At 66.1% G+C, this 10805-nt stretch carries 9 protein-coding genes and 1 tRNA gene; 3 read left to right on the top strand and 7 right to left on the bottom strand.

Going from position 1 to position 10805, the window contains the following annotated elements:
* Together Q0925_RS01725 and cruF are read left to right on the top strand one after the other, a co-directional pair.
* Positions 1 to 647, top strand: a 647-nt coding sequence (locus tag Q0925_RS01725; protein WP_299331207.1) for a prenyltransferase, incomplete at its 5' end; no start/stop codon positions are given.
* Positions 640 to 1494 carry a bisanhydrobacterioruberin hydratase gene (cruF, locus tag Q0925_RS01720; RefSeq protein ID WP_299331205.1) on the top strand — a complete coding sequence of 285 codons (855 nt, stop codon included), beginning with the start codon at positions 640 to 642 and terminating at the stop codon, positions 1492 to 1494. The genes Q0925_RS01725 and cruF, both read left to right, overlap by 8 nt.
* Here the strand turns inward: cruF and Q0925_RS01715 are convergent.
* From Q0925_RS01715 to trpD, 7 genes are all read right to left on the bottom strand, one after another.
* Entirely contained in the window at positions 1491 to 2453 is a 963-nt protein-coding gene (locus Q0925_RS01715) for a phytoene/squalene synthase family protein (RefSeq protein ID WP_299331203.1), read from the bottom strand. The genes cruF and Q0925_RS01715 overlap by 4 nt on opposite strands.
* Positions 2454 to 2528: 75 nt before the next feature.
* The gene (locus Q0925_RS12320) at positions 2529 to 2648 is read right to left on the bottom strand and encodes an HVO_2523 family zinc finger protein (RefSeq protein WP_343218104.1); all 120 of its coding nucleotides are present in this window, start codon (positions 2646 to 2648) and stop codon (positions 2529 to 2531) included.
* A 147-nt stretch (positions 2649 to 2795) separates the two neighbouring features.
* On the bottom strand, positions 2796 to 5918 hold the full coding sequence (locus tag Q0925_RS01710) for an adenosylcobalamin-dependent ribonucleoside-diphosphate reductase (protein WP_299331200.1): 3123 nt from the start codon (positions 5916 to 5918) through the stop codon (positions 2796 to 2798).
* Positions 5919 to 6589: 671 nt separating this feature from the next.
* Positions 6590 to 7222, bottom strand: a complete 633-nt coding sequence (trpG, locus tag Q0925_RS01705; RefSeq protein WP_299331197.1) for an anthranilate synthase component II — start codon at positions 7220 to 7222, stop codon at positions 6590 to 6592.
* Positions 7219 to 8838: an anthranilate synthase component I gene (gene trpE, locus Q0925_RS01700; protein ID WP_414652081.1), complete on the bottom strand. Its 1620-nt coding sequence runs from the start codon at positions 8836 to 8838 to the stop codon at positions 7219 to 7221. Before trpE ends, trpG begins: the two co-directional genes overlap by 4 nt.
* Entirely contained in the window at positions 8835 to 9476 is a 642-nt protein-coding gene (locus tag Q0925_RS01695) for a phosphoribosylanthranilate isomerase (protein ID WP_299331208.1), read from the bottom strand. The genes trpE and Q0925_RS01695 overlap by 4 nt, the downstream gene beginning before the upstream one ends.
* A complete protein-coding gene (gene trpD / locus Q0925_RS01690; RefSeq protein WP_299331194.1) occupies positions 9476 to 10471 on the bottom strand; it encodes an anthranilate phosphoribosyltransferase in 996 nt (331 codons plus the stop codon). The genes Q0925_RS01695 and trpD overlap by 1 nt, the downstream gene beginning before the upstream one ends.
* Positions 10472 to 10654: 183 nt before the next feature.
* Here trpD and Q0925_RS01685 point away from each other — a divergent pair.
* Positions 10655 to 10729 (top strand) — tRNA-Val (locus tag Q0925_RS01685).
* Positions 10730 to 10805: the final 76 nt, after the last annotated feature.

The following is a 10805-nucleotide window of genomic DNA, read 5'->3' as shown; positions in this document are numbered from 1 at the left end:
TGTTCGACGCGGATATCGACGAGCTGAACCCGAAAAAGGAGGACCGCGAGACGCGGTACGGCGGCGACCCCCTCATCCCGGCCGCGGTCGGCGCGAGCGCGCTCCTCGCCGCCGTCCCCGCCGCGTTGATGCCGCCCCTTTCGTGGCCGTGGCTTGCCGGGTTCATCGCACTCGGTGTGGCCTACAGCGCCCCGCCGGCCCGCCTGAAGACCAGGCCCCCGCTCGACTCGCTCTCGAACGGTCTGTACGTGCTTCCCGGCATCGCCGCCTACGCGGCCGTTTCGGGCACCCACCCTCCGGTCCTCGCCGTTGTCGGCGGCTGGCTGTGGGCGATGGCGATGCACACCTTTTCGGCGATTCCCGACATCGAGCCCGACCGCCGGGCGGGCATCGAGACGACAGCGACCCGTCTCGGCGAGGGGCGAACGTACGCCTACTGTGCCCTTTGTTGGACGGCCGCCGCCGTCGCGTTCGGTCTGCTCGACCCTCGACTCGGTGCTCTTCTCGCGTGTTATCCCGTCGGCGTCGTCCTCGTCGCCCAGTCGTCGGTCGATGTCGCACGGGCCTACTGGTGGTATCCGGCCGTCAACACCGTCGTCGGTGCGGTGTTCACCATGGGCGGGCTCTGGAGGCTCGTCCATGGCTGACGACGGACTGGAACGCCGCAGCGCGGCGGCGACGCCGACACGCGAGGCCGTCCAGCGCCGTCTCGACCGCCTCGTCCGCGAGAACCGTCTTACCATCGCCGCCGTCTTTCCCGCCGTGGGTGCCGTTCTCCTCGTCGCGAGTGCCGAGGGGGTGCTTCCCCCACCGCTTGCGTTCAATCCGTGGCTCGTTCTCGCGGGCGTTCTCGTGATGCGCGCGCCGCTGATCGTGGGCGTCGGCCCCCTCCTTGACCGGCGAGCGGCGGTCGGCGTTGCCGGTCTCTGTGCCTACGCCTACGTCATCGAGTACGTCGGGGTTACGACCGGATGGCCCTACGGCGAGTTCCATTACACCGTCGACCTCGGCCCGACGCTCGGCGGGGTTCCACTCGCCCTTCCGGTCTTTTTCATCCCGCTGGTGGTGAACAGCTACCTGCTTTGTCTGCTCCTACTGGGTGACCGTGCCGGGCGCGTCGCCGTCCGACTCCCCGTCATCGTCGCGGCCGTGGTGGGTATGGACCTCGTCCTCGACCCCGGCGCGGTGGCGCTTGGCTTCTGGACGTACGCCGACGGCGGCGCGTTCTACGGCGTCCCGCGCTCGAACTTTCTCGGCTGGGTCGGATCGGCAACCGTGTCGGTTCTCGTTCTCGACCGGGTGCTCGACCGAACCGGCCTCCTCGAGCGACTCGACCGGTGCCCGTTCATGCTCGATGACCTCGTCTCGTTCGTTCTCCTCTGGGGTGGGATCAACGCGTGGTTTGGCAACGCCCTTCCCGTCCTACTCGCGGCGCTGTTCGGTGTGGGACTCCTATGGACCGACCGGTTCGACGCGGCGCCGTTCCGGCCTTAACGGGTCGGAAGCCAGTCGAGAAGGCTCGTCTCGGCCTCCGGCCCCGCTTCGGCCGGGGCGCTCGCCGGGACGGCACCGACGCGGTAGAACACCGCCTCTGGATCCCGGAGCACCACCCAGTTGAGCGCGGTGCGGACGAGCAGCGATACCTTTCGGCCCGTCGAGAGTTCGGGCGTCGTGGCCAACACGTCGAAGTCGTGGTCGCGAATGAGTCGGTGGTGGTCGGCGTACAACACCGCCGCGAGCGTCACCGCGAACTGACAGTCCTCGGGGAGGTGTTCGATTCCCGCGACGCCGTCCTGATACAACCGCTCGGTCCGACGCATCTCGTGGCGCATCGCGTCGGCAAAGGCCTCGGAGTACTCCAACTCGAGGACCTCCTCGGGGTCGACGCCGTATCGCTCCAGTGTCGTCATCGGGAGGTAGATCCGGTCGCGTTCGATCACGTCCTCGCCGACATCCCGGAGAAAGTTCGTCAGTTGGAACGCCTCGCCGAGTGCCGTCGCGTGGGGGAGCGCCGCCTCGTACTCGTCGGGATTCATGACGGCCGTCATCATCCGGCCAACGGCGGCCGCGGAGCCGTCCATGTACGTGCGGACCTCCTCGTAGGACTCGTATCGATCCTTCGTTACGTCGGTCAGCATCGCGTCGACGAACGCATGCACGTCGGCGTCGTCGATATCGTGGCGCTCGCGCATTTCCGAAAAGGCCACGAGAACCGGGTCGTCCGTCGACGCCTCGCCCAAGGCCGCCGCACGGAGGTGTTCGAGTTCGGTCCGTTGCTCGTCCGGGGGCACCCCCTCGGCGTCGTCGACCACCTCGTCGGCGACACGGAAGAACGCATAAAGGACGTAGGTGGCTTCGCGGATGCGCTTGGGGAGGAGTCGAGTGGCGAAGTGGAACGTCGTCCCCGTCCGCCGTTGTATCTCTTTGCCCTGCGAGACGCCGTCGTCGTTCACTACGGCCGACCCTCCGGGTGGCGGCGCGGCGGGCGGACATGGCGACCGTAGGCGACGTGTACACACCGAGTCATGTCACCAGAACGTATCGCTACAGTCGTAGACGACCCCGTGATTCGGACAGACGTACTTGCAGTGGCGGCGGTTCATCGCCGTCTCGCAACGTGGACAAAGGCGCCCACCAGACACCGACATATCTCTCACATCGGTTCCCCACCGATATGACTGTTCCGCCGACATCGATATGTGTGTCGAAATCACCATCTCAGTCCCGCGACGGCACGCCGTTCCGAACCGCCCGGGACCGACACCCGGTCGGTGATCTGTCGCCGAACGCTCAAGTCAACACTCCGACCAGCCACACGACTCGCAGGTCTTGCAGCCTTCGGTGTAGTTGAGACTCATCCCACCACACTCGGGGCATTCGGGGCTCTCGCCGGCCGCGAGGAGGTCGTCCGTGTCGGTTGCGACGGATGCGGCGGTCGCCCCGCCGTCGGCCTCCGGTTCGGGGCTGGACTCTGGCGTTTCGTCCATCGCCCGTGCCTCGGCCTTCTGGAGTTCGGTGAGGTTCTGTTGTTTGGGATAGGGTTTGTCGATTTCGCCGTCGAGGTAGCGCCGCATCGCCGTGCCGATGGCGTCCGGGATGGAGTTGATCTGCTCGCCTTTGTCCCACGCCACCTTCGGCGAGCGGATGCCCTGGAGTTCGGAGGCGATTTCGCGGGGGTCGACACCCGACCGGAGCGCCGTCGAGATGGTCTTCGCCAGCGCCTCGGTAAAGGAGGCGGTAAAGCCGCCGGAGTTGCCGATGTTGGCGAACAGTTCGAACGGTCGCCCGGCGTCGTCCTCGTTGATGTTGACATACAGCTTTCCGTAGCCGGTGTCGATGCGTTGGGTCACGCCGTGGAGCACGTCCGGCCGCGGGCGTTTGGTGCCGAGTTCCGCCTCGCGCTCCCCGTCGGCAGCCGCGAGCAGCTCCTCCAACTGGGCGTTGAGGGCGGCTTGGACGTCGTCGTTTTCCAGAAAGCCTTCGACGCCGCCGAACACCTCCTCGATCTGTTCGACGAGTGCCTCCGCGGCCTCGCTCTCGTCGGCGAACTCGGTGTTTTTGGCACGGGTCGTCAGCACCTGCTTCGAGCGCGTGCCGTCGCGGTAGACGGTGACGCCCTTGCCGCCGTGTTCGTAGATGTAACGGTACACCTCGTCCATATCCTCGATGGACGCCGAGTTGGGGAAGTTACAGGTCTTCGAGATGGCGGAGTCGACGCCCTGCTGACACGCACACTGGACCGCGGCGTGTTGCTTCCCGGAGAGGTCGCCCGTGACAACGAACAGTTCGCCGATGGCGTTTGGCACCGACTCGAGCCCTTCGACGCCGTCGAACGCGTTTTCGGCCATCTGGGCCTGTGCCTCCCGCTTGACCGCCTCGATGTCGAGGTCGTTGGCCTCAAGCGTCCGCAGAAAGTAGTCGTCGAACTCGACGAGCATCTCGTCGCCTTGCACGTCGTCGGAGACGTTCTTGTAGTAGGCGACGTTGTAGATCGGCTCACAGCCGCCGGTCGTGTTGCCGACCATCGAGGTCGTGCCTGTCGGCGCGATGGTCGTCGTGTTGTGGTTGCGGATCGGGTAGCCGTCCGCCCACTCGTCGGCGTTCTCGCCGGTGTGGTGTTCGAACCACTCGCGGTGCTCCGTGGGGTCGGCGTACTTCGACTCCTCCCAGTCGGCGAAGGTGCCGCGGTCCGCGGCGAGTTCGTGGGAGGCCTGCTTCGAGCCGTGGTTGATGTGTGTCATCAACTGACCGGCGACCTCGTTCCCCGTCTCGCTCCCGTACCGGATACCGAGTTGAACGTACAGTTGCGCGAGACCCATAACGCCCAGTCCGATCTTGCGCATCTCGCGGACCTTCCGTTCGATTTCGGCGACCGGGAAGTCCGACATCGTGACGACGTTTTCCAAAAAGCGGGTCCCGTACTCGATGCGGTGGTCGAACTCGTCCCAGTCGATCGCCTCCTTGAGGAACGCTTCGACCGCCGCCTCGGTCGTGTCGTACTCCCCCTCGTGTCGCTCGGCCCACACCCGCCAGTCCGGGGCGTCGGTGTCGGCGAGCGTCGAGAGGTTGATGTGTCCGAGGTTACAGGCCTCATACTCCTCCAGCGGCTGTTCCCCGCAGGGGTTCGTCGCGAGAATGCGGTGGTCGGGGTGCTCCTCGGTGTCGAAGGAGTGTTGTTTGTTCACCCGTTCGAGGTAGATAACGCCGGGTTCGCCGTTCTCGTGGGCACCCTCGACGATATCCTCCCAGATCACCTCGGCCGGCATCGACAACACCTCGCCGACCTCGACGTACTCGCCGAGGCCGAACATGTCGTACAGTTCCTTTGTCTCCGGTGTCGCGACGTGGGCCTCGCCGGTCCGGGGGTTGGTGAAGGTGAACTCCTCGCCCGCCTCCAGGGCGTTCATGAACTCGTCGGTGATGCCGACGGAGATGTTGAAATTGGAGAGGTGACCCTCGACGGCGTTGCGGAGATGTTTGGGGACCTTGCCCTCATCGTCGATGAGTTCACGCGCCTCGTCGAGGGCGTCCGTAAAGGAGTTGTGTGTGAAGTCGTCGGGGTCGTTGAGTCGGAGCGTGTGTGCCAGCGAGACGTCTTTGTTCTTTGCGTGGATGAACTGGATGACGTCGGGATGGGAGATACGCATGACGCCCATCTGTGCGCCCCGCCGTGCCCCGCCCTGTGCGATGGTCTCGCACATCTGGTCGAAGGTGCGCATAAACGTGATCGGTCCCGACGCGATGCCGCCGGTCGAACCGACGGGGTCGCCGTAGGGGCGGAGTCGCCAGAAGGCATAGCCCATACCGCCGCCGGACTGAAACACCTGTGCGGCCTCCTTGGCGGTCTGGTGGATGTCGTCGATGTCGTCCTCGGGCGAGTCGACGAAACACGCGGAGAGCTGCTGGAGTTCGTCGCCCGCATTCATCAGCGTCGGCGAGTTCGGCATGAACGACAGATCCTCCATCAGCGTCTCGAACGCGCCTCGCGTTTCTTCGACGGTCTCCCGAACGTCAGCGGGGAGTTCCGGCACGACCGTCTCGTAGGCGAACTTGTTGACGTTGTGTTCGGAGAGTGTCGTCGTCGCGTCGGCGTCGGCGGTGACGCCCGCCCCGAACACGTCCTCGGCGAGTTCGTCCCGCCGTGGGTGGTCCGGTTTCAACTGGTCGGGCGTGACCGTGAGTTCGGCCCCCTGCTTGCGCGCCTCGAACACCGCCTCCGCGAGGGCGATGTTCTTCGCGACACGCGGGAAGAGGTCCTCGGGGTCCTCGACCAGATCACCGTTTGCGTCCTTGCGGAGGTATCGGGCCGGCAGGATGTTGTGGTACGCGTTGGCGGTGAGTCGCTCCTCAAGCGTCTCGCCGTCCGTGCGTTTGATCGGTAGTTCCACTTCGTCGGCGTCGAAATCGTGCGTACTCATGTATGCTGGTGGTCGGTTCGTGTGTTCCCCCGCCGTCGCCCCGACCGGGCGTCCGGCGTGGTCCACGGGTTGATTCGAATCGCGGTGATGACGATTACCTCAAATGGAATCGGGTGTGTAAAGGCGTTGGTTCGGGTGTCCGAAGCCGCCGGTCCTGCCGATTCCTGTCGACGTTCCGATATCGGAAGCGGCGCGCGGCCGCCTGTACAGTACAGTCTAACGTTTCCGGACGCATATAACGGTATTCAGACCGTGGTGAAAGTGAAACCCGACGGTCGTAATTCGAGGACGCAGAGCCGAAACGCACTCGAAAAAATGGGGGGATCCGGCGTTCTCTCGTCGGCGGTGACGCTCCGAACGCGTCGGATGAACCGTACACACCACCCCTCGTGACCGTCCCCCACGGGGCTTAGTATATGAACTCTGATGTTTGTTATCCACGATACCGGTGGAACGCCGCCCACGGAGTTATGCGCCCGCTGTGAGTCGCCCCCCGACATGTCGCTCACACTGGAGGTAGTCGTTCAACTGGGTGGATCGCTCCGACGACTTCTCCTCGTCATCGTCGCCGCCATCGTGTCGGTTGGAGGGGGTATCCTGTCGGTTGCGTGGCGACCGGTGACGGTCACGGCCGTCGTGGTCGGACTGTTGGCTCCGGCGTCGTTGGTTCTTTATACGTGGGCGTCCGGGGTCCGTGCTGCCCGGAGGAAGTTGTCGATCACGTCGTGACCGACCGCCGTCAGCACGCTTTCAGGGTGAAACTGCACACACTCGATGGGGTGGTCGCGGTGGCGGATCCCCATGACCAGATCCGTCGTCTGGCCGTCGTATTCGTGGACCGTGGTTGCGGTCACCGCGAAGGCATCCGGAACGTCCGTCGCCACGAGTGAGTGGTAACGGCCGGCACGAAAGCCCGCCTCCAGTCCGTCGAACACCCCCTCGCCGTCGTGGTCGACGGCGAAGGCTTTCCCGTGGATCGGTTCGGGGGCGTGCCCGACGGTTCCGCCGTAGGCGTAGACGGCGGCTTCGAGGCCGAGACAGACACCGAGCGTCGGGGTGTCCGGACTCTCCTTCCGGAGAACGGCCGTGGTGACGCCAACGTCGCGGTCGTTTTTCGGGTGCCCCGGCCCGGGGCTGATAACGATGGCGTCGGCGCCGACGGCGCGGACCTCATCGAGGGTGGCCGTGTTTTTCAGCACCTCGACCGCGATATCCTCGCCAGTCACCGGGTCGGGGTGGTCCGAGATATACTCGACCAGATTGTAGGTGAACGAGTCGAAGTTGTCGATAACGAGCACGTTCATCGTGTGGCCTCCGGGGTCGTTTCGATGCGCTCGATAGCGTCGAGAACGCCGCGCATCTTCTGTTCGGTCTCCTCGTACTCGCTTGCCGGGTCGCTGTCGGCGACGATTCCCGCGCCGGCCTGAACCGTCACCCGGTCCGGATCGCCCCGCTCAACCGTCGCCGTCCGGATGACGATGGCGAACTCGGTGTCGCCGGACCACGAGTAGTAGCCAACCCCGCCGCCGTACACGCCCCGGGGGTCGCGTTCGAGGTTGTTGATGATCTCCATTGCGCGGATCTTGGGTGCGCCGGTCAGCGTCCCAGCCGGAAAGGCCGCCCGCGTCGCGTCGAAGGCGTCGAAAGGCGGCGGCCGTTCGCCGCCCGCGCCGGGGTCGCTCCCATCGGTTGCGAGCGTCCCCGTGACCGTCGACTCGATATGTTGGACGTGCGAATACTTCAGCACGTTCATAAACTCCTCGACGCGAACCGATCCCGGTTCCGAGACGCGGCGCACGTCGTTGCGCGCCAGATCGACCAGCATCGTGTGCTCGGCCCGTTCCTTTCCGTCGGCGAGCATCTCGCCCGCGAGGCGACGGTCCTCGACCGGTCCCGATCCGCGGGCACAGGTCCCCGCGATCGGATTGGAGACGACGCGGTCGCCCTGCACCGAGACGAGCGTCTCGGGGCTCGCACCCACGATAGAGCGGTCGCCGTGGCGTAGGAGATACATGTACGGCGACGGGTTGACCGCCCGGAGCGACTCGTACAGTCCGAGGGGGTCGATGTCGCCGTCGAGTTCCCGCTTTCGCGAGATGACACCCTGATAGATATCGCCGTCGAGAACGTGTCGTTTCGCTCGCCGGACGGCGTCCTCGTACGCATCGCGCGGGCCGACGCGCTCGCCCGTCCGGACGAAACCGCCCGTCTCGGGAGCGTCCGCCTCGGCGAGCGCCGCATCCACCGTGGCCGCCTCGTCGATGAGGGCGTCGTAGGCGGTACCCGGGTCGGCGTCGGGGCCGATAACGGGCGTGAAAACGAGTTCGACCGCCCCCTCGACGTGGTCGAAGGCGAGCGTCCGTGTCGTCAGGACGAACTCGGCGTCGGGGACGATCGGATCGGGTCGATCGACGCCCACCTCATCGAGCCACAGGTCGTAGACGGCGTCGTAGGCGAGAAAGCCGACCAGTCCTCCGTCGAGATACTGACGGTCGACGTCGGGAAAGCCGACCCGGTCGAGGGCCGGCAACGCCGTCCGGAGGGCATCGAGAACGTCGGCTCCGACACCATCGGTGCCGGCCCGCTCCGCGACCAACTCCCCGGCCGGACCACCGAGTTCCGCAACGGTCACATCGCCGCCGGTCACCGAGACGACCGCCTCGGGGTCGTAGCCCACAAAGGAGTAGCGGGCGTGCCGGTCACCGCTTTCTCCCGGGGTGAAGGCTCCTTCGGGGTCGCTGGAGGGGGTCTTCTCCGCGCTCTCGAGGAGAAAGCCGTACTCGCTCCGGTCGTCGAGGGCGGCGTACGCCGACAGAGGGGTCGTCTCGGCGTCGAGTTCGACACCGAGACGCGCAACCACCGACTCCGACCGACCGTCGAGAGCGTCGACAAAACCCGCCCGGTCGGTGACGGGCGTCACGCCGGCACCTCCACGTCCGCCTCGCGGACGAACCGTGCGACCGCGTCGTGGTCCTTCTGGCCTCCGGCTCGCTCGACGCCGCTGGAGACATCGACCGCGTAGGGGTCGACCGTCCGCGCCGCTTCGGCGACGTTCTCAGGGGTCAGTCCGCCGGCGAGAATGACCGGCGTCGAGAGGTCGGTAACGAGGTCGGCTGCCGCGTCCCAGTCGTGAGTCTCGCCCGTCCCGCCCGCGCCGGAGTCGGTCGTCGAGTCGATCAGGACGGCGTCGGCCACCTCGTCGTAGCGGCGGGCGCGGTCAACGTCGTCAGCGTCGACGGCGGTGATCACGTTCGCCCGCGACTCCCGGCGGACGTAGCGAATCTCCTCTGTGTCGAAGTCGCCGTGCAACTGGATGGCGTCGGGCGCGACCGCACCGGCGAGTTCGACCGCCCGGGCCGCCGAGTCGGGCATCGACACCAACACCGTCGAGAGAAACGGCGGCGCGCCGGCGATCAGATCGGCCGCTCGGTCGGCGTCCACCTCGCGTGGCGTGTCGACCGCCACCTCCGCGAGAACGCCGACCGCGTCCGTGCCGGCGTCGGCGACCGCCCGGAGGTCGGTCTCCGTCGTCACACCACAAACCTTCGAGCGAACCATCATGCCCCCCGCAGGTCGTCGAGTTTCGCCGCCGCCGCTCCGGACTCGATGGCCTCGCGGGCGGCGTCGACCCCCGTCTCGAGATCGTCGGCCCGGCCCGCGATATAGACCGCCGCGCCCGCGTTCGCGAGTACGATGTCGCGTTTCGGGCCCGTCACCTCGCCCTCGACGATCCCACGGAGGTCCGTCGCGTTCGCCTCGGGGCCGCCGCCCGCGACCGCATCCGTCGGTGCCCGGTCGAGACCGAGATCCTCGGGTGTCAGCGTGTACTCGGTCACCTCGTCGCGGGCAACCTCCGCGACGGTCGTCGCGTCGTGGAGGGCGATCTCGTCCATCCCGGAGCCATGAACCACCATCGCCCGCTCAATACCCATTTGTGCGAGCGCGCGGGCGAGAACGGGCACGAGGTCGGGGTCGTAGACGCCGACCACCTGTGCGTCCGCGCCGGCGGGGTTGGTCAGCGGTCCGAGCACGTTGAACACCGTCCGCATCCCCAGTTGCTTTCGCGGTCCGATGACGGCTTTCATCGCCGGGTGGAAGACGGGCGCGAGCATGAAGCCGATCCCGTCGTGTTCGATCGCCTCCGCCACCGCGGAGGGTTCGGCCTCAACATCAACGCCCGCCACGTCAAGAACGTCCGCGCTTCCCGAGGAGGAGGAAACGGAGTAGTTGCCGTGTTTGGCAACGGCGACGTCCGCCCCCGCGGCGACGATGGCGCTCGTCGTCGAGACGTTGATCGTGTCGTATTCGTCGCCGCCGGTGCCACAGGTGTCGACCAACGGCGTCCGATCCGGGTCGATGGTCCGCGCCGCGTCGCGCATTCCCTGTGCGAATCCCGCGATCTCGGTTTCCGTCTCGCCCTTCGATCGAAGTGCCGCCAGCAGCGCACCGATCTGGGCTTCGGTCGCTTCCTCAAAGACCGCGCGGGCCGCGTCCCGTGCGTCCTCGCGTGGCAAGTCTTCTCCGTCGGTGACGCGTTCGATGTAGTCCTGCATGGATGGGCACCAGTGTATTGGTTCGGGTTACGATGAACAACTTTATACATCTATTTAACCCTGTCGTCCGGCGGTCAACCGCCCACGCCGGACACATACCCCCTCGGAATCGTGGTGCGGGCCGTCGTTCCGAAAGGTTCAATTACCGTGCCGGGATAGCGAGTGGTGTAGCAAACGATGGCCGGGTTGGTGGTCTAGTCCGGTTATGACACCTCCTTGACATGGAGGAGGCCGGCGGTTCAATTCCGCCCGAACCCATACGTACTACGTACGAATTGTAACAGTGGCGATACCACCGTTCTCAGGCCTTCTTCCGCAATATTTCCGATTTCGA

Source organism: Haloplanus sp. (genome assembly GCF_028275055.1).
GTDB lineage: Archaea > Halobacteriota > Halobacteria > Halobacteriales > Haloferacaceae > Haloplanus.
Note: the sequence above shows the minus strand (reverse complement) of the source record. Positions and strands in the feature narration are given on the sequence as shown.